A 19,956-nucleotide genomic window follows, 5' to 3' on the forward strand; every position below is an offset into this window, starting at 1 on the left:
TGTTATTGCAGTTATATCTTTTTTTCGGACTGGTGCTTCACAAAGTAATTTGGGAGGCGCTCAGGCACAAGTCAATCTCTAAGCCGTCGGAATCCGGCTCCGCAATCCTCACGCTTATCAAGATCGTCAAGGTCGGCGTTCTGATTGGAATTCTTGTTCAAATTTGGCTGCCCGACATATTACCTATCGCGACTGAGTCTTTTAATATTCGATCGACTGGTACCGTCATTTATACAGTCGGACTGGCAACGGCGATAATCGGACGATTTCAACTAGGGGACAATTGGGCGAACATTGAATCAGGACAGGTTCTTCAGGATCAGAATGTCGTCGCTAGCGGTATCTACTCTTATATTCGCCACCCTATTTATGTTGGTGATCTTTTGCTACTGACAGGTTTGGAGCTTGCCTTGAATTCGTGGATGGTTCTAGGTGTGCTGATATTGACCCCTGTTGTTTTGTTCAAAGCGATGAAAGAAGAGCGGATGCTTGCCGAAAAACTGACCGGCTACGATATCTATTGTCAAAGATCAAAGCGGTTTATCCCGTTCGTATTTTGAAATGGCAAGAACTCGGATCGCGATTTTAGGTGCGGGACCGGCAGGCCTGGGTGCCGCGTGGCAACTTGCGCGTCAAAATAAAGCAGACGTCACGGTACTGGAGCAGCACCCTGTTGTCGGCGGAAATGCAGGAGGCTTCGAGCTTGACGGCATTCGAGTTGATTACGGGAGCCATCGTCTGCATCCCGCTACCGACCCTAGAATTCTCAAAGATCTTCAAGAATTGATGGGAGACGATCTTCTCGATCGGCCTCGGCACGGACGAATTCGCCTGAAGGGTCGTTGGATTCATTTTCCTCTCAAGCCTCAAGATCTGGCTCTTCGTCTTCCGGTTTCGTTCAGCTCTGGAGTTGCGTTCGATTCCCTCAAGAAGCTTATAAGGCGTACCGACAATCAAAATGGGCACGAGACTTTCACCACTATTCTCGAAAAGGGCCTCGGTTCAACGATATGCCGAGACTTCTATTTCCCATACGCAAGAAAGATCTGGGGCGTGCCGCCTGAAGAACTCTCGGCAATTCAGGCGAAACGACGGGTCGCGGCTGGTTCGTTGGGCAAAATGGCGAAGAAGATAATGTCAATTGTGCCAGGATTCAAGAAACCGGGAGGTGGGCGGTTTTTTTATCCTCGTGGCGGATTTGGTCAGATCACTGAAGCTATAGGAATTGCGGCTCAGAACCAGGGTGTGGAAATCAAGTTCGGATGTAAAGTCAACCAGATCGAGATGGGCAGACGGCATCGTGTATCATTTCTTCGAAACAACGCACAAGAAACAATAGAAGTGGACCATGTTTGGTCCACTATCCCGGTCACGGTTCTTTCAAATGTGGTCAGCCCGTCAGCACCTATTGAGGTCGTTGAAGCGAGCAGGGAAATATCATATCGGGCAATGGTCTTGATTTACTTGGTGTTGGAGCAGGCTCAATGGACGCCGTATGACGCCCATTATTTCCCGGAGTCCGACATTAAATTGACAAGACTTTCGGAGCCGAAGAATTATTCTGGAACAATCGAACCGAAAGATCGAACTGTGCTGTGCGGGGAACTACCATGTACGATCGGCGACGAAATTTGGGCTGCCTCGGACGAAAAGCTGGGCGATGTAGTTAAAGACTCGTTGGCTCTTTGCGGTTTATCGATCGAATCGCGTGTTCTAAAAGTAGTTACGAAACGATTACCGTTCGCCTATCCGATCTACCGTGAAGGGTATGAAAAACACTTCCAAAGGCAGGATGAGTGGGCCTCGGGTTTAGATCGGGTATTGACGTTTGGCCGACAAGGACTGTTCGCTCATGACAATACCCATCACGCACTCGCAATGGCGTATGGAGCAGTTGACTGTCTCAGCGTCGACGGCGTATTCGACATGAACAAGTGGTCCGATTACAGAGAGGCATTTGCAAAACATGTAGTTGAAGACTGATTGGAGATTGCCATTCCTAATGTTGTACTTGAACAATAGCGCAAACCTGCCCTGGTTTTGCGTTCGAGTCAGATTGTCCGGTTGCATATGCCTTTCAGTCGGTCATAAATATGCATGGAGTCGTGCCCTGATTTGTAAGGAATGATTCCTAACACAGTTCTGCGGCTGTTTATAATCCTTTGGATTTCGGATCGAATGAACCGATTTACGCATGGGATCGCGACGTAGAAACACGAAGAGAGTTGATCGCGGCATTTGGAGACAGGAAGATCTGGTTAGTCAAGGGGCCATCGCTGACCAAAAAAGGCTTTGAAGTCGCTGCGGGGCCGCTTGAGCCGAGTGAAGTACGTTAATACAAGTATTCGAGTGAAAAAAGACCTTACCGGACAAAATCAATCGTACTTGAAGAACTATCGCGATTTACGTGTTGTAGTTCTTGGTGCCACGGGATTTATCGGCCGATGGGTCGCCAGGAAACTCTCCATTGCCGGTGCAAAGCTCTGCTTGCCGACGCGTGACCCTCTCAGGGCAAAGAAAATATTCACGAATTACGGTGTTTACGGCAAAATTTGGCAGTTCGAGGTGTCAAATAAGCAAACATTGCAGGCAGTTTATGAAGAGTTTAATCCAAGCCTAACGTTTAATTTAACAGGCTATGGGGTCGACCGCACGCAGCAAAACGAGCAATTGGCGGACGAAGTGAACGTGAAATTCGTTGCATTTCTTTGTGATCTGGTAGAGATGCATCGGGACCTCAATTGGTATGGTCAAGACCTTATCAATACCGGGACGGCTTTAGAGTATGGAAGGACTGGTGGTGATCTCTCTGAGGATTCGAAGACCGATCCAACAACGGTGTACGGTCGATCAAAATTAGCTGGGACGCTTGAATTCGCCCACAAATGCAGGTTACTTGGCTTGAAAGGAGCAACTGCCAGGCTTTTTTCGGTCTACGGACCTGGGGAGGCGACGAACCGCCTATTACCTACACTTTCTATTGCTTCACGGACAGTAGACCCGGTCTTATTGACTGAAGGAAAACAGATGCGAGATTTTGTTTATGTTGAGGATGTTGCTGGCAGCCTTTTGAGACTCGGTTTGGTCGAGTTCCCAACTGTTGGGATTGTTAACGTTGCAACCGGCAAAAATACGACTGTTAGGGAATTTATTGAAACTGCGGCTAATGAGCTTGGTCTGAAGCACGAAAGGTTATTATTTGGGGCAATTCCGACAAGAGACGAGGAGATGATTCATGAGCCAGTTAATAACGAATACCTAAGAAACCTTACAGGTTACGTTCCAAACACGACTATAAGAGATGGTATTCGGAAAACTCTTTCTTTTGAACCTTTACTTCGAAACACAAATTCCGTGAGTCGTTGCGGATAACGTGGAGGCATTCATGCATGTTGTCTTGGCCGATCTTGGCCACAATCAGGTGACGATTTCGTCGGACGTTTTTCCATTAGGGATTGCCAATCTTGCAGCTTATGCTCAAGAAAAAGTGCGATCGTCCGAGGATATTCGCTACACGATCGTTCGGGAACCTCAAGCCCTTAAGGATATTCTCGACGACGGTGAGCCAGACATCTTGGGATTGAGCAGCTATGCGTGGAATCACGAACTCGCATATTTCTTTGCAAAATATGCGAAAGCTCGAAATCCGAAAATCGTCACACTGATGGGAGGGCCGAACTTCCCGCTGACGGTAGCTGAGCAGGAGTCATATTTGCGCACACTTCCAGCAATTGACATTGCAGTTCGAGGGCCGACTTATGAGGGTGAAAGATCATTTACAAATGTTATTCAACGTTTTGTCGATACTCGTAAGGACCTCAAGGAACTTCAGTCAGCGGCTGTCCCTGGAAATCTTTGGATAGACAAGAGAACGGGAGATTTTGTTCATGGTGGTGAGGTAGATCGCATTCTTGATCTAGACGATATTCCGTCGCCGTATTTGAAGGGGCTTCTGGATCCCTTTTTTGATACCGGTTATTTTCCGATGATGCAGATCTCTCGCGGCTGTCCGTTCAGCTGTCAGTTCTGCAATTCGAGTGTTTTGTCGAACAGCAAGATTCATAGCCATTCGTTGGAAAACGTAAAGGCCGATCTACTCTATATTGCTGAGCGTATCAAACCCGAGATCTGTCTTTGTTTCGCGGATGATAATTTCGGAATGTACGGGCTCGATGAAGAGGTCGCTGACTACATTGCGTTTCTGCAGCAGAAGTTTCGATGGCCACAATATATTCGGACGACGACGGGTAAGAACAAGCATGAACGAATTATTCGAGTTATGCGGAAAACCGGTGGCATACTTCCGATGACTTCCGCGGTTCAATCAACGAATCCCGAGGTCTTGTCGAATATCAAGCGATCGAATATCAAGCTTGAGGCTTATTCAGAGATACAAAAGGAATTGATGGCGCAAGGCATGCAGTCATACGGCGAATTGATCTTGTGCATGCCGGGCGAGACGAAGGCATCTTTCATGAAGTCAGTTGAAGGACTGCTTGATTCTGGGGTCAAGCGGATTTCCGCTCATCAGTTGATGCTGCTTCACGGCGCCCCGTTGAACGATCCCGAAAGTCGGGAAAAGTGGCAGTTCAACACCAAATTTCGTGTCGTTGCCCGAAATATAGGCCGATATGCCGACGAACCGATTGTTGAAATTGAAGAGATCGTCGTCGAAACGCCAACGTTCAGTTTCGAGGAATATTTGGAATCACGAGTATTTCACTTGTTGCTTACGATCTTCTACTACGAAGGCAACTATGAGGAACTATTTGAGTTTGCGAAGCAGCGTGGAATTAAGCCATTCGATTTGGTAGTCAAAATGGCCGAACTAACAAGCCTTGCACCCGCGGGTTTTCAACAGATAATTGACGACTTTATTCGCGAAAGCAAAGAAGAGTTGTTTGATACCAAAGATGAGTGTTTGGCCTGGTCAAAGACAAACTTCCAGGAATTAGCCGACGGGGTGAAAGGCGGAAATCTCTTGAGCAAGTACTCAATGATCGGTCGATTTTACGTGTTCCACGAAGGCCTGGAATTCTTGAGCGCGGTCATGGGCGAAATGTTGGAACGTGACCGAACTGACGAAGATTCAGAGATCCTCAAAACGCTGATCGATTATTTGGGATCGGTTCTTTTGCACGCTCCCTTTGCTAAGACAATCAGTGAGGTTCCAAAATGGCGCACGTCTTACGATGTGGAAACTTGGCGGTCTGATCAGTATTCTCGTCCTTTAAGCGCCTATCGGTTCGAGAGTTCACGTATATTCACGGCAGTGGTTTCCGATGAAGCCAGTTCAAAAATCATGTCGCGAGTCGCGACATTCGGTGAACACCCTTCAGGACTTGGCAAATTTACACGCACTATGTTTGCTCAAGATCTGAGGCGAAAGGTGATTGAGGCGAATGGGGCGGGCGGCAAAGGGGAGTTGGTTCAGTGAACGCGACTGCAAAAAATACCGCTCCGGACGTTTCTTTCGTTGTTCCATGTTACAACGAGGAGGATATCATTGGCTACACACTCGATCGGCTTCGAAAGGCCTTCGATAACGCCGGGTACACTCTGGAACTGGTAGTTGTCGACAACGGGTCGTCAGACCGAACAGGAGAGATCATCGCTGAGTTTGCATCCCGTCTCGACCACGTTATTTGCCACAGGGTCGAAGTGAACGAAGGTTACGGTTGGGGCGTATTGAATGGTCTACCATTGTGCTCAGCGCCGTGGGTTGGAATAATTCCGGCTGACGGGCAGGTTGACGCCGAAGATGTAGTTCGTCTATACCAGGCAGTTTTGACAACCGATGGAAAAGTTATCGGAAAGGTTCGCCGTCGCTTTCGTATGGACGGTCTTTATCGAAAGGTAGTTTCGGTCACCTACAATGCGTTCGTACGGTTGCTTTGGCCGTCGCTGCAGTCGATCGACATTAACGGAAGTCCAAAACTTCTTAGAAAAACCGAGATTGAACGAATGGGATTGATTTCAAAGGGTTGGCTACTCGATCCTGAGATCATGATCAAGGCTCACCATATGGGATTGCGAGTGATGGAGTTCAACGTTTTTTCTCGAATGCGTGGAAACGGGGTGTCGCACGTGAAGGTCACAACCTGTTGGGAGTTTTTGAGCAGTTTGTTGACCTTTCGCTTTTCGGCAAAATGGAGAAGTGATATGAAAAGGGCAGCTCGGATGGGTTCAGAAGCGATAAGCTTTGAAAATTCGAATAGACCGGCCCAAGATGATGACAGTCTCACTGAGCGGGTAATTTAGTCAACGTTGCTAATGTTCGATACGAAGAAAAAGTCAATTAAAAAGCGAACTCGCTGCAGGGCTTGCAGTGGTGCCAGTTTGAATAAATTCCTTGATCTGGGAAATTCACCTTTGGCGAATTCATTCCTAAGTTCAGAATCCGAATTTGCGAATGAAGCATTTTTTCCTTTAGCCGTTTATTTTTGCAACGAATGTTCTCTCGTACAACTCACGGATGTGGTCGATCCGGACGTATTGTTCAGTAATTACCTTTACGTTACCGGGACGTCCGACACAATCCTTTCGCACAACCGAGAATACGCTGACGCCGTCATCGACCTTATGAAGCTCGGTTCAAGGGACCTTGTTCTCGAAGTAGCGAGCAACAATGGCAACCTACTGTCGTGTTTTAAGGAAAAAGGGATCAGAACGCTTGGGGTCGAGCCTGCAAAAAACATCGCGGAGATCGCGAATCGGGCGGGAATTGAAACGATCGTAGCTTTTTTCAACTCAACGACTGCAAGCCAAATCTCAGATATTCACGGAAAAGCGCAGGCGATCGTGGCAAATAACGTTCTGGCTCATGTCGATGACCCAATGGATTTTTTGAGCGGCTGCAAGTCGCTCATTGATGATGAAGGCCTTGTCGTTATTGAGGTGCCGTACCTGGAGGAATTTGTCGAATTTATTGAATTTGACACTGTATATCACGAACATCTGTGTTATTTTTCAATCACATCGTTAATGCGTCTTTTTGAATCCGTTGGACTTTCCATCGTCCGCGTTGATCGAGTTGCAGTTCACGGTGGTTCTATTAGGGTCTATGCCGGAAAAATAGATAAGTATCCCGACCACAGCCTTGATGCGGTTGCGTTTTTCCGTCGAGAACAAGAGTTGGGATTGAATTCGCCTGAAACATTTGTGAGCTTTGCAAACAAAGTGGGCGTCTTGAGGGAAAGACTTCGTGCATTGTTGATCTCGTTGAAAGACCAAGGTAAGACGATCGCCGGATATGGCGCGCCTGCCAAAGGCAATACGTTGCTTAACTATTGTAGTATCGGATCCGAGATTTTAGATTTCGTGGTCGACAAGAACCCATTGAAGGTAGGTCTTTACACACCTGGAACGCATTTGCATGTAAAGCCCGTATCGGCCGTGTTCGAGTCACAGCCGGATTATTTGCTTATCCTCGCGTGGAACTTTGCAGACGAGATTATGGAGCAACTCGTCGAGTACAGAAGTATTGGCGGACGGTTCATAATTCCAGTTCCGGAGCCCAGGATAATCGAGGTATGAAAGTTGTAATTTTGGCTGGTGGCCTTGGAACGCGGCTTTCAGAAGAGACTTCGCTTCGGCCGAAACCGATGGTGGAGATCGGCGGAAGACCGTTGCTTTGGCATATCATGCAGATCTACGCCGGACACGGTTTCAAGGAGTTCCTGATTGCTTGCGGATATAAAGGGGAGCAGATCAAAGAGTATTTTCACAGCTACGTTGTCAGCTCCAACGACTATTTTATCAATCTTGAAAACGGGAACTGCGACATAGTGGGTCGTAAAGGGCTCGATTGGCGTGTTGGAATGATCGATACGGGATTGCATACGATGACCGGTGGGAGAATCCTTCGCCTTCGCGAGTGGTTGATGGACGGGACATTTATGGTCACCTATGGCGACGGTGTCGGTAATATTGACATCAAACGGCTGCTCGAGTTTCACCGGGCTAATGGGAAACTCGCAACCGTTACAGCTGTGCGGCCACCGGCCCGATTCGGTTCTCTGAATATTGAAAACGACCTGGTGACCGAGTTTTCTGAAAAACCTCAAACTGCGGAGGGATGGATCAACGGTGGTTTTTTTGTCTTTGAACCGATGATCTTCGACTACTTTACAGGAGATGATTCCGTGCTGGAGCGTGAAGCGCTTGAACGTCTTGCATCGGAAGGCCAATTGGTCGCGTTTCGTCACGATGGATTTTGGCAGCCGATGGACACTCTGCGTGAAAAGCAGCAGCTTGAGTCGCTTTGGCAGGACGGCAATGCACCATGGGCAACGTGGAACAAAGATGGGAACTAGGTTGATCGTTTGAAATGTAATAATGGGGTTTTGGAGCAAAAGAAAGGTATTTGTAACAGGCGCCACCGGACTTCTTGGTTCGTGGATGGTAGATTCTTTGCTCGAGCTCGGAGCATCGGTTACGTGTTTGATCCGGGACTGGGTCCCGGGAAGCCGCTTAATATCGTCGGGGACGGTGAGCCGAGCTCAGATCGTTCACGGACACCTCGAGGACTACGATATCTTGGTCCGGATCTTGAATGAGTACGAGATTGACACAGTTTTTCACCTCGCGGCACAGACAATTGTTGGCACGGCTTCGCGATCTGCGATCTCAACATTCGACTCGAACATCCGCGGAACGTGGAACCTGCTGGAAGCTTGCCGAGTATGTCCGACTTTGATCGAACGCATAATATTTGCGTCGAGCGATAAGGCGTATGGCGCCCATGACAACTTGCCGTATACGGAAGATATGGCACTTCAAGGGCGTTTCCCTTATGACGTCTCGAAATCGTGTGCGGATCTGATAGCCCAATCGTTCTATCACAGTTATGGAATGCCGATCGCAATTACGAGATGCGTGAATTTGTTTGGAGGCGGGGATCTAAGTTTCAACAGGCTGGTTCCGGGAACAATCATGTCTGCACTCCGTAATGAGCGGCCCGTAATTCGAAGTAATGGTCAATTTGTCCGCGACTATTTCTATGTCATGAACGCGGTCGAGGGCTACTTGAAACTCGCTGAAATGATGCCAAGTGATCTCGTGAACGGCCAAGCGTTTAATTTCGGTTACGGTGAGCCATTAACGGTTGTTGAGTTGGTTGATGAGATTCTGACGATTATGGAGAAAAGCTCGCTAGAGCCGATCATAATGAATGAGGCTAGTAACGAGATCGTAAACCAATACCTCGACTGTACAAAGGCTCAAAAACTGCTTGGTTGGCAACCTCGATTCAACAGAGTCGACGGTTTGAGGGAAACGGTCGCATGGTACGAAGAGTACATATTCGGACGAGATCGGGGTCACCAAAATGTTGTTGAGAATTTAATATCGGGTCGCGGAATTTAACGACCTTGTGAAGAAGTGAAGAAAAGAACATGTCAAAAGTCTTCGAAATAGGTTTGTTTTACCTTCGACCGGTCGTTTTCATTTTTGTTGTGATCTCCTTTGGAACGACCGCGTTGATGCTGGATCTCTCCGGACCGATCAGTGTTCAAGACGTTGAAGCCTCGAGCCTGGGATCTGATCCACGACCTGACCTCGACGAAATCGGGCGAATGCCCGAGAACTCGAATCGGCAGAACCTGACCCGTTTCGTCGGTGCCGTGAATGGCGAAGCGTTCGAACTTGTCAATGGGCCAGACGGCCCATCAAAGGTTGCGATCCCCTCATCACGAAAGGTCTTTAAGGCCTTCGGATTGACATCAGATGGTCGAAGGCTTCTTTACACTCCGCTTAAGAACAACATTCCTTCCGGCGAACTTTTGATCGAGGACCTTTCAACGGGGGATCTGAGAAAGATCTCCGATCGTGTCGTGATCGAGGCATCACTTTCACCGACTGATGACAATAAGGTGGCATTCACCTTCGCGGAAGGCGGCACGTTCGGATTGGCAGTATCTGATGTTGCTGCGAACGATTCCCGTGTTCTTGTCGCGAGAGACGTTTTTGCTGAGATACTTCAGTGGAGCGATTTGGGCGACGGCGTTCATTTTTTTCAATCATCGCGATCAGATACTAGCATCGATCTCTCCAAGCAGTTTGAATCCGAAGAATTGTTCGAAGGTAATGTATTGTGGGCCCGGAAAAAAAGAGCTTCGACTTCGTCCAATCAAAGTTTAGAAATCACGAAGAAATTTGCAAGCATTTCTGAGTCCGGTCAACAGGGGCGCAGTAGCCATCTGCCTGCCGGTTTCCCGATGTTAGGGTTGAACGAGGCGTATTCCGCCACAACCGGCGCGAGGTTGCGGAAGTCGAACAAGGCGGATGACTTGCCGTTATCCTTTAAGGTGCTTTCGCCGGACGGACGCTACGAAATATTGGGACGGAATTTGCTTGGATCGGATTTGCTGGTGATGCGAAGTGCAACTTCCGGCAAAACGGTAGATCTCGGCAAGGCTCAGTTCAAGGGGTTGTCAAACGATGGTGTGATAATTAAGAAATTTGATCGGGATCAAACCGTCTTGAAATTTGTAGAATGGTCCGGAGCCGAGTTGATCTTAGGAACAACGGTCGTCAATTTCAATTTACCGATTTCAAACTCAGTAATGACTCAGGGCGGAATGGGCTACGGTTCTCCGGGAAACTGCAACATAACTGCTCATTCCGGACACCTTGAGTATGCTTATGACTTTCAAAAGCAGGTAGTTGGAACCCATGCGATGGCAACAGCCGATGGTCTCGTAGTTTTCACTGAATCATCAGTGACCTGTAATTCGGTGCAAACAACATGTCCGGCTTACTCGGGCTCAGGTTGTCCAGGGTCGTTTCTGGGTAATGTGGTCGTTATCCAACATGCAGATGGAACGTACTCGAAATACGCTCACCTCGAAACCAATTCGCTGCAGGCAGTGGTCGGTACCGCCGTTGATCAGGGATTGTATATTGGACGGCAGGGCCACACTGGCTCGACAAGCGGTTCGTTTAACAGTTGCGGCGACCATCTTCATTTTCAGCGACAGATTTCGCCCGATATATATGGCCAGTCGATACCGGTTGATTTCAGCGACGTAGCGTCCGAGCCGCTGTCGTGCGGAACTACCTACACGTCGGGAAGTGTTGAAATTTCGCATTCTGTAACTCCTTCCTCCCAGACCTTTCCGGTCGGCGGGGGAAATGGCAGCATCACAGTAACGTCGACAGGCGGCACATGGTCCGCTACTAGCAACAGCAGTTGGATTACTTTGATCGATCCGGGCAGTGGAACGGGAAACGATACCGTTTTATACACGATTGCGGACAATTCCTCAGGCGGTCCGCGCACTGGAACACTTACCGTGGGCGGCCACATATTCACAGTTGACCAGGCCGGTGCTCAGCCGTTGAATTTGCCTCCATCGGTCGATGCTGGCCCCGATTTGACCGGTGCAATCACAGATCCGGTGAATCTCGTTGGTTCTGCTACCGACGATGGATTACCAAATCCCCCATCTGCTTTAACAGTCGTTTGGAGCGTCGTAGATGGGCCAGGAGCGGTCGTTTTTCAGGATTCGAGCTCCATCAACACGACGGCGAATTTCGGTCTTGCGGGATTTTATACGCTGCGTCTTACGGTTGATGACGGCGAACTCGTCGCGAGCGACGACGTTCGAGTTCTTATCAATTCGGTCGGTGGCGGTGGGCATATAGTTGGGACCCGTAGTAACTCTCCAGCAAGCGTCGATCTCACGAATGAAGGAACTTCCGATTGGGCACATTGGGGACTCGATACCGCTACGAGCTTCAATCACATGGGCGGTGTTGGGCAGCAAATAAGCGATTATTCATTAATTGGAAACACGAGTGCGTTGCGATTTGTAGGTAATCCAACTTCATTTTCATGGAATAACGGTTTGCCAACCAGTTTGGCTTCCACGAACACGGGAGTATTTACCTACGATGTTGGCAGTGGTTTCGAAGTGAACCTGCCTGCGGACACAACGGAACGCACACTGAGGCTTTATGTTGGTCTTTGGCGTGCAGGTGGCCGCCTTGAAGCGGCGATCAGTGACGGCAGTGCGTCGCCGTTTCTTGACACTTCATTTGTCGATACAACAGGGAATAGCTTGGGCTATTACACGCTCAATTATAAGGCTGCCTCAACCGGGCAGACTCTGGTCATCAGATGGACCGTGGACAGTTCGTATCATTCGATTGGGAATATTAGTTTACAAGCGGCCTCCCTTTCTCTGACACCGGTACCGGTGAATCAGGCGCCGGTGGTGAATGCGGGAAGCGACATGACGGTGACGCTGCCTGGTACGGCGAACATGGGAGGGACAGCGAGTGACGACGGGCTGCCTAACCCGCCTGCGTCGGTAACGACCACATGGGCGACGGTCAGCGGGCCAGGGACGGTGACGTTCGGTGATGTCAATGCATTGAACACAACGGCGAGTTTCAGTCAGGCAGGGACGTATGTTGTGAGGCTGACGGGAGACGATGGTTCGCTGACGGCGACGGACGAAGTGACGGTGACGGTCAATGCAGCAGGTGGAAGCGGCTCACTATCGGTGACGAGTGCTGTGACCCCGACGGGTGCGGTGGATCTGTCGGCGGAGGGGACGGCTGACTGGGCACATTGGGGGTTGACGTCGGCGGGCAGTTTCAACCGCAAAAGCGGGGTTACGCAGCAAATAAGCAACTATACGCGAGTGGGGACAGGGACGATACAGCAATTCGGGAGGAACCCGACGCTTTACAACTGGACGGGCGGGACACCGACCGGGAGTGCGACGAATGTAGCTACGGGACTATGGGTGATCGGGCAGAATAACGGATATCAGGTAACGGTGCCGGCGGACACGGCAGTGCGGACGCTGAAGATGTATGTCGGGCTGTGGGCGGCGGGAGGTCGATTCGAGGCAAGTCTGAGCGACGGAGCGCACCGGTATATGTGGACACATCGTTATCGAATTCGACGGCGACGAGCAACCGGGTATATACGCTGAACTATCAGGCGGCAGCGAGCGGGCAGACACTGACGGTGAGGTGGGTGGCGAACACGACGTACAATGCGTGGAGCAATGTGACCCTGCAGGCCGCAACACTATCGGGCGGCACTGCTCCAACCCCAACTCCGACCCCGACTCCAACACCGGTACCGGTGAATCAGGCGCCGGTGGTGAATGCGGGAAGCGACATGACGGTGACGCTGCCTGGTACGGCGAACATGGGAGGGACAGCGAGTGACGACGGGCTGCCTAACCCGCCTGCGTCGGTAACGACCACATGGAGCGACGGTCAGCGGGCCAGGGACGGTGACGTTCGGTGATGTCAATGCATTGAACACAACGGCGAGTTTCAGTCAGGCAGGGACGTATGTTGTGAGGCTGACGGGAGACGATGGTTCGCTGACGGCGACGGACGAAGTGACGGTGACGGTCAATGCAGCAGGTGGAAGCGGCTCACTATCGGTGACGAGTGCTGTGACCCCGACGGGTGCGGTGGATCTGTCGGCGGAGGGGACGGCTGACTGGGCACATTGGGGGTTGACGTCGGCGGGCAGTTTCAACCGCAAAAGCGGGGTTACGCAGCAAATAAGCAACTATACGCGAGTGGGGACAGGGACGATACAGCAATTCGGAGGGACCCGACGCTTTACAACTGGACGGGCGGGACACCGACCGGGAGTGCGACGAATGTAGCTACGGGACTATGGGTGATCGGGCAGAATAACGGATATCAGGTAACGGTGCCGGCGGACACGGCAGTGCGGACGCTGAAGATGTATGTCGGGCTGTGGGCGGCGGGAGGTCGATTCGAGGCAAGTCTGAGCGACGGGAGTGCACCGGTATATGTGGACACATCGTTATCGAATTCGACGGCGACGAGCAACCGGGTATATACGCTGAACTATCAGGCGGCAGCGAGCGGGCAGACACTGACGGTGAGGTGGGTGGCGAACACGACGTACAATGCGTGGAGCAATGTGACCCTGCAGGCCGCAACACTATCGGGCGGCACTGCTCCAACCCCAACTCCGACCCCGACTCCAACACCGGTACCGGTGAATCAGGCGCCGGTGGTGAATGCGGGAAGCGACATGACGGTGACGCTGCCTGGTACGGCGAACATGGTAGGGACAGCGAGTGACGACGGGCTGCCTAACCCGCCTGCGTCGGTAACGACCACATGGAAGACGGTCAGCGGGCCAGGGACGGTGACGTTCGGTGATGTCAATGCATTGAACACAACGGCGAGTTTCAGTCAGGCAGGGACGTATGTTGTGAGGCTGACGGGAGACGATGGTTCGCTGACGGCGACGGACGAAGTGACGGTGACGGTCAATGCAGCAGGTGGAAGCGGCTCACTATCGGTGACGAGTGCTGTGACCCCGACGGGTGCGGTGGATCTGTCGGCGGAGGGGACGGCTGACTGGGCACATTGGGGGTTGACGTCGGCGGGCAGTTTCAACCGCAAAAGCGGGGTTACGCAGCAAATAAGCAACTATACGCGAGTGGGGACAGGGACGATACAGCAATTCGGAGGGAACCCGACGCTTTACAACTGGACGGGCGGGACACCGACCGGGAGTGCGACGAATGTAGCTACGGGACTATGGGTGATCGGGCAGAATAACGGATATCAGGTAACGGTGCCGGCGGACACGGCAGTGCGGACGCTGAAGATGTATGTCGGGCTGTGGGCGGCGGGAGGTCGATTCGAGGCAAGTCTGAGCGACGGGAGTGCACCGGTATATGTGGACACATCGTTATCGAATTCGACGGCGACGAGCAACCGGGTATATACGCTGAACTATCAGGCGGCAGCGAGCGGGCAGACACTGACGGTGAGGTGGGTGGCGAACACGACGTACAATGCGTGGAGCAATGTGACCCTGCAGGCCGCAACACTATCGGGCGGCACTGCTCCAACCCCAACTCCGACCCCGACTCCAACACCGGTACCGGTGAATCAGGCGCCGGTGGTGAATGCGGGAAGCGACATGACGGTGACGCTGCCTGGTACGGCGAACATGGGAGGGACAGCGAGTGACGACGGGCTGCCTAACCCGCCTGCGTCGGTAACGACCACATGGAGCACGGTCAGCGGGCCAGGGACGGTGACGTTCGGTGATGTCAATGCATTGAACACAACGGCGAGTTTCAGTCAGGCAGGGACGTATGTTGTGAGGCTGACGGGAGACGATGGTTCGCTGACGGCGACGGACGAAGTGACGGTGACGGTCAATGCAGCAGGTGGAAGCGGCTCACTATCGGTGACGAGTGCTGTGACCCCGACGGGTGCGGTGGATCTGTCGGCGGAGGGGACGGCTGACTGGGCACATTGGGGGTTGACGTCGGCGGGCAGTTTCAACCGCAAAAGCGGGGTTACGCAGCAAATAAGCAACTATACGCGAGTGGGGACAGGGACGATACAGCAATTCGGAGGGAACCCGACGCTTTACAACTGGACGGGCGGGACACCGACCGGGAGTGCGACGAATGTAGCTACGGGACTATGGGTGATCGGGCAGAATAACGGATATCAGGTAACGGTGCCGGCGGACACGGCAGTGCGGACGCTGAAGATGTATGTCGGGCTGTGGGCGGCGGGAGGTCGATTCGAGGCAAGTCTGAGCGACGGGAGTGCACCGGTATATGTGGACACATCGTTATCGAATTCGACGGCGACGAGCAACCGGGTATATACGCTGAACTATCAGGCGGCAGCGAGCGGGCAGACACTGACGGTGAGGTGGGTGGCGAACACGACGTACAATGCGTGGAGCAATGTGACCCTGCAGGCCGCAACACTATCGGGCGGCACTGCTCCGACTCCAACTCCAATGGTGCCCCTTTGGGTGGATCGTTTCAGGTAAGTACGATCACTGCGATTAATCAGTTCGTCGCAAAAGCCACAGTCGATAGCAACGGCAATTTCGTGATAGTTTGGGAAAGTGAAGGGATGGATGGTAGTTCGTATGGTATCTCGTGTCGTCGTTACAGTTCTAACGGGACACCACTGAGCGGTGAATGTCGGGTGAATTCCACTGCTGCAGTTAGTCAATTCGATCCCTTTGTGGCAACTGGGACAGACGGTAGATTTATTGTGACCTGGACGAGCGATCTACTAGACGGAAGCGGTAGTGGCGTCTACGCCCAGCGTTTTGAAGCCACCGGAACGCCGCAGGGTGGGGAATTTAGGGTCAACACGTTCACGTCCGATAATCAGGGGAGATCTCGTGTTTGGGTCGACTCATTTGGCAATTTTATTGTTGCCTGGGAGAGTCGCGGACAGGACGCAAGTGGATACGGTGTCTACGCTCAACGGTTTGACACAAATGGAGCTCCCGTGGGTAGTGAATTTCGAATTAACAGCACGGTAACTGGCGATCAGCTTTGGGCTGCTTTGGGCGGAGATGCGTCAGGCAACTTTACGGCTGTATGGAGTAGTAGCCAAGATGGCAGCGGATTCGGGATTTGCGGCCAGCGGTATGATTCAAGCGGTTACCCGGTCGGTTCCGAATTCCGGGTCAACACCTTTGTGCTTAATGACCAGCTTTACCCTTCCATTGCAGTTGATCCGACCGGACGATTTCTCGTTGTTTGGCAAAGCGACGGTCCGGACGGTGACGGTGCGGGTATTTTCGGCCAACGCTTTGGTGCGACCGGAAGTCCGCAAGGTAGCGAGTTTCAAATAAATTCCTACAGTGTGGGTGCCCAAGGCGGTCCGTGGGTCGCGGCTGGCGCTTCTGGCGGTTACGTCGTTGTTTGGAGTAGTTACGCACAGTTTAGATCGGATTGGGCTGTATTCGGTAGACGATTCGACATTGCAGGGGTGCCGCTGCCGGCTCCATAGTTTTTGCGGCGAATCAATTCTAAACTATTTGAATCCATTAAGTTCTCGAAGAATTTATGTCAAAACGAGGTTCGACACTCGTTCCGTCGAGTAATGCTGTTTTGAGTTTCGAGCGAGTGTCGCTGCCGCGTCTGGTTTCGATAAGCATGCGCCCACATCAGTGGGTCAAGAACCTTTTCGTATTTGCCCCGGTATTGTTCGGAGGCAAACTCACCGATATTGCTGCACTTGGTTCGGCGTCTCTTGCGTTTTGCACATTTTGTTTGCTGTCAAGCTCGCTGTATATGGTGAACGACTGTGTTGACGCTCGCGAAGACCGCTCTCATCCTGAGAAACGCAACCGACCAATAAGTTCTGGATCTCTTACGGTTACGGCCGCCTTGGTAGCTTCTCTTTTCCTTGTGGCCACCGGAATGTTGTTGGCGTTATTTGTTGGCGGGAGTTTTGCGATAATCGCGGCGGCCTATTACGTTCTTATATTGGCATATTGTGTTTTGCTGAAGCGAATCGCCATTCTTGACTGCATCGTGATCGCATCGGGGTTCGTACTAAGGGTCGTCGGAGGTGCAGTTGCGATCAATGTTATGCCAACACATTGGCTGATCGTTTGTGCTTTTTTGCTTGCTCTTTTCCTAGCATTCTCAAAACGCCGCCAAGAACTGCTAATTTTGTCCGCGAGTGCTACTCAACATCGCAGCGTATTGGGCAGGTACTCGATCGCATACCTCGAGCAGGTGAATGTCATCTTGATTGGTGCATCGATAGTGTCTTATGCACTCTACACGGTCGCCCAAGAAACGGTCGAAAGGTTTGGAACCGACACATTGATCTATGGTACGGTCTTTGTCATTTACGGGATGTTTCGGTATCTTTTGTTGATCAACGACCCGAAAAAAGGCGGGAATCCGAGCACTGTACTGGTAAGTGACAAGCCGTTACTTGCTGCGCTTCTCGCCTGGGGCATGTATAACTCCGCAATTATTTATCGCATGCATTTTGCGACCATCTACACGTCACTTTTCGGTTAGGAAATTGAAGAAGTCAATGATCTGAACAGTCGGATTGTTCCTCTTGCCGGAGTTCATTGTTTTGTCGACAAATTTGAATTTAATCGGCGCTTGAGATCTGAGATCACCGAATTCGACACGGTGCAATTGGCATTAGGCTTGTTTCGATTCGCACAATGTTCTTTTGCCAGCTCGATACAAGTTGGAAAAACTGCTTGACTTTTTTTGCCGGAGAGAGTTCTACTTAGAATGTAGCTATTCAGCCCTCCCAAGACCAGGCTTCGAATTTCATCCCACAACAATTCCAGATTTCGGTCAAAATCCGGTTGGCTTTTTTTGAACATGAATCGTATGAACGCGCACAAAGAGACTTGCTATGCGTCCGGCACCTGGTTACTTCAGGGCAGGAGAACATGTACGTTATTTTTGGTCGGCCTGCTGTCGATTTTCGTACAAGCCAGTAATTGTCGTAGCACCGTTCCACAAGAGGTATTAATGGACGAGTCATCTCCGACTGTTGTTTTTGACGGGTTACGTCAGTATTCACGAATGTATGTCCACGTGCCGCTAAATGTTATCGCCCGCGATGATGTGGGAATCAGTCGTGTGGAGCTGTATGTTGACGGTGCGCTGTTCGCCACCCGTGATTTCGTGCCGAGTCAGCGTAACGCGCTCGCGAAGTTCAATTGGAATGCTGTGCCTGTCGGCAAGCGGCTGCTTCAGGCAAAGGCCGTGGATGCCGCAGGCAACGCGCATACGACCGCGATTGCCGTGATGGCCAGAAAGGTCGAGCAACCGCTCGATAACACGATAGTGATTATTCCAGAGGTTCGGCATCAGACAATGCAAGGTTGGGAAGCAACGGACCAAGCCGGACAGTTTGAATCTGCCGCGTGGCAAAACTACAAAGATGTATTGTTTGATCAAGCCGTCAACGACCTTGGAATAAACCGTGTTCGTTTGGAGGTCTTTAGCGGAATGGAAAATCCGACGGACTACTTCACTCAATGGCAGAATAATCAAATCCCCGCTTCTCAGTACTTCGGTAGGCGATATGAGATCATCAACGATAATTCGAATCCAGCATCGACTAATGTAAATGGCTTCAAATGGTCGGCCCTCGACCATTCGATGACTAACATTGTTTTGCCACTGCGGCAGAGGCTTCAGGCGCGGTGAAACGTTATGGATCAATGTAAACTACGTCGATTTCGGTTCATCTCCATTCGAACATAAGGCTGATCCCGCAGAATATGCTGAGTTCGTTCTCGCTGCGTACCAACATTTGCAGAGTACATATGGGCTGACACCGGACTCGTGGGAAATAGTCCTGGAACCGGACACGCCGGCTGCAAGCTGGTCCGCGGATCAGGTGGCAATGGCAATTAAGGCAGCGGGCGAACGGCTCGTTGCAAGCGGATTCACACCGAATTTTGTTGCGCCGTCGACTACGAGCGCGTCGACCGCGCCAGGCTATATTGATCAGATCGCAGCAACGCCGGGTTCGATGCAGTATGTTAAAGAGTTTTCCTACCACCGCTATGCCGGCGTCAGCCAGTCAGTATTACAGAGTATCGCAGACCGTGCAATCCTATTTGGAAAACGGACTTCGATGCTTGAGTGGATCGGTGCCGACCAGCACACTCTGCACGACGACATCAAATTCGGCAGAATATCGGCATGGCAACAGTACACTCTTGCCTTTATCGAGGCAGGACAAGGCGATAATGGTGCCCAATACTATCAGATACACGATCAAAATCCTGCGAACCCTTCGATTTCACTAGGAACACGGTCAAAATATCTCCGTCATTATTTCCGCTTTGTCCGGGCCGGGGCACAGAGAATCGAGGCGATAAGCGGAAATGGCAATTTCGATCCAGTGGCATTTATTAACACGGATGGAAAATTCGTAGTTGTCGTGAAGGCTCAAGTTGGAGGGACTTTTCGAGTTCGAAATTTGCCGAACGGAGTTTACGGGATCAAATATTCAACCGGATCGACGTACGACGTAGGTTTAGCTGATGTGAGTTTAGCCATCGGGCAGGTCTTAACAACAACGATTCCGGCATCGGGGGTAATGACGATTTACCGGAAGTAATTCAACTGCGTCACTTGCTTCCCGCATCTAGAGTAACATCCGCTCGTT

The 19,956-nt window shown here is 51.1% G+C and carries 16 protein-coding genes; all 16 read left to right on the plus strand.

All coding sequences use genetic code 11. The features are described 5' to 3' along the window. Window positions 1-5: 5 nt before the first annotated feature. The 16 genes from IPM28_02130 to IPM28_02205 all read left to right on the plus strand — a co-directional run bounded on the left by IPM28_02130 (window position 6) and on the right by IPM28_02205 (window position 19,908). Window positions 6-560: an isoprenylcysteine carboxylmethyltransferase family protein gene (locus IPM28_02130; GenBank protein ID MBK9171788.1), complete on the plus strand. Its 555-nt coding sequence runs from the start codon at window positions 6-8 to the stop codon at window positions 558-560. Window position 561: 1 nt separating this feature from the next. Next, entirely contained in the window at window positions 562-1,983 is a 1,422-nt protein-coding gene (locus tag IPM28_02135) for an FAD-dependent oxidoreductase (GenBank protein MBK9171789.1), read from the plus strand. A gap of 366 nt (window positions 1,984-2,349) precedes the next feature. Beyond that, a complete protein-coding gene (locus IPM28_02140; GenBank protein MBK9171790.1) occupies window positions 2,350-3,372 on the plus strand; it encodes an NAD(P)-dependent oxidoreductase in 1,023 nt (340 codons plus the stop codon). 13 nt (window positions 3,373-3,385) lie between these two features. After that, window positions 3,386-5,437, plus strand: coding sequence for a cobalamin-dependent protein (locus IPM28_02145; GenBank protein MBK9171791.1), 2,052 nt, complete (start codon window positions 3,386-3,388; stop codon window positions 5,435-5,437). Next, the gene (locus tag IPM28_02150; protein MBK9171792.1) at window positions 5,434-6,261 is read left to right on the plus strand and encodes a glycosyltransferase family 2 protein; all 828 of its coding nucleotides are present in this window, start codon (window positions 5,434-5,436) and stop codon (window positions 6,259-6,261) included. Before IPM28_02145 ends, IPM28_02150 begins: the two co-directional genes overlap by 4 nt. Before the next feature lie 78 nt (window positions 6,262-6,339). Further along, complete coding sequence (locus IPM28_02155) at window positions 6,340-7,536, plus strand: class I SAM-dependent methyltransferase (GenBank protein ID MBK9171793.1); 1,197 nt, start codon at window positions 6,340-6,342, stop codon at window positions 7,534-7,536. Beyond that, complete coding sequence (rfbF, locus tag IPM28_02160; protein ID MBK9171794.1) at window positions 7,533-8,315, plus strand: glucose-1-phosphate cytidylyltransferase; 783 nt, start codon at window positions 7,533-7,535, stop codon at window positions 8,313-8,315. Before IPM28_02155 ends, rfbF begins: the two co-directional genes overlap by 4 nt. A 22-nt stretch (window positions 8,316-8,337) precedes the next feature. Then, on the plus strand, window positions 8,338-9,366 hold the full coding sequence (locus IPM28_02165; GenBank protein MBK9171795.1) for a GDP-mannose 4,6-dehydratase: 1,029 nt from the start codon (window positions 8,338-8,340) through the stop codon (window positions 9,364-9,366). A gap of 29 nt (window positions 9,367-9,395) precedes the next feature. Continuing rightward, window positions 9,396-12,947, plus strand: coding sequence for a peptidoglycan DD-metalloendopeptidase family protein (locus tag IPM28_02170; protein ID MBK9171796.1), 3,552 nt, complete (start codon window positions 9,396-9,398; stop codon window positions 12,945-12,947). Then, window positions 12,893-13,270, plus strand: a complete 378-nt coding sequence (locus IPM28_02175; GenBank protein MBK9171797.1) for a hypothetical protein — start codon at window positions 12,893-12,895, stop codon at window positions 13,268-13,270. Before IPM28_02170 ends, IPM28_02175 begins: the two co-directional genes overlap by 55 nt. Window positions 13,271-13,280: 10 nt before the next feature. Further along, window positions 13,281-13,643: a hypothetical protein gene (locus IPM28_02180; GenBank protein ID MBK9171798.1), complete on the plus strand. Its 363-nt coding sequence runs from the start codon at window positions 13,281-13,283 to the stop codon at window positions 13,641-13,643. Window positions 13,644-13,690: 47 nt separating this feature from the next. Continuing rightward, window positions 13,691-15,820, plus strand: coding sequence for a hypothetical protein (locus IPM28_02185; protein MBK9171799.1), 2,130 nt, complete (start codon window positions 13,691-13,693; stop codon window positions 15,818-15,820). A 200-nt stretch (window positions 15,821-16,020) separates the two neighbouring features. Continuing rightward, on the plus strand, window positions 16,021-16,800 hold the full coding sequence (locus tag IPM28_02190) for a hypothetical protein (GenBank protein MBK9171800.1): 780 nt from the start codon (window positions 16,021-16,023) through the stop codon (window positions 16,798-16,800). A gap of 56 nt (window positions 16,801-16,856) precedes the next feature. Beyond that, entirely contained in the window at window positions 16,857-17,828 is a 972-nt protein-coding gene (locus IPM28_02195; protein MBK9171801.1) for a decaprenyl-phosphate phosphoribosyltransferase, read from the plus strand. A gap of 330 nt (window positions 17,829-18,158) precedes the next feature. After that, complete coding sequence (locus tag IPM28_02200) at window positions 18,159-18,986, plus strand: hypothetical protein (GenBank protein MBK9171802.1); 828 nt, start codon at window positions 18,159-18,161, stop codon at window positions 18,984-18,986. A gap of 106 nt (window positions 18,987-19,092) precedes the next feature. Then, a complete protein-coding gene (locus IPM28_02205) occupies window positions 19,093-19,908 on the plus strand; it encodes a hypothetical protein (protein MBK9171803.1) in 816 nt (271 codons plus the stop codon). Window positions 19,909-19,956 lie beyond the last annotated feature (48 nt).

The organism is Chloracidobacterium sp. (assembly GCA_016716305.1).
In the GTDB taxonomy this organism is placed as follows: domain Bacteria; phylum Acidobacteriota; class Blastocatellia; order Pyrinomonadales; family Pyrinomonadaceae; genus OLB17.

Bases quoted from the DNA above. Each gene is read 5' to 3' on its own strand.
- IPM28_02145 (MBK9171791.1), top strand. From the start codon at position 3,386: ATGCATGTTGTCTTGGCCGATCTTGGCCACAATCAGGTGACGATTTCG.
- rfbF (MBK9171794.1), top strand. From the start codon at position 7,533: ATGAAAGTTGTAATTTTGGCTGGTGGCCTTGGAACGCGGCTTTCAGAA.
- IPM28_02170 (MBK9171796.1), top strand. From the start codon at position 9,396: ATGTCAAAAGTCTTCGAAATAGGTTTGTTTTACCTTCGACCGGTCGTT.
- IPM28_02200 (MBK9171802.1), top strand. From the start codon at position 18,159: ATGAACGCGCACAAAGAGACTTGCTATGCGTCCGGCACCTGGTTACTT.
- IPM28_02165 (MBK9171795.1), top strand. From the start codon at position 8,338: ATGGGGTTTTGGAGCAAAAGAAAGGTATTTGTAACAGGCGCCACCGGA.
- IPM28_02135 (MBK9171789.1), top strand. From the start codon at position 562: ATGGCAAGAACTCGGATCGCGATTTTAGGTGCGGGACCGGCAGGCCTG.
- IPM28_02195 (MBK9171801.1), top strand. From the start codon at position 16,857: ATGTCAAAACGAGGTTCGACACTCGTTCCGTCGAGTAATGCTGTTTTG.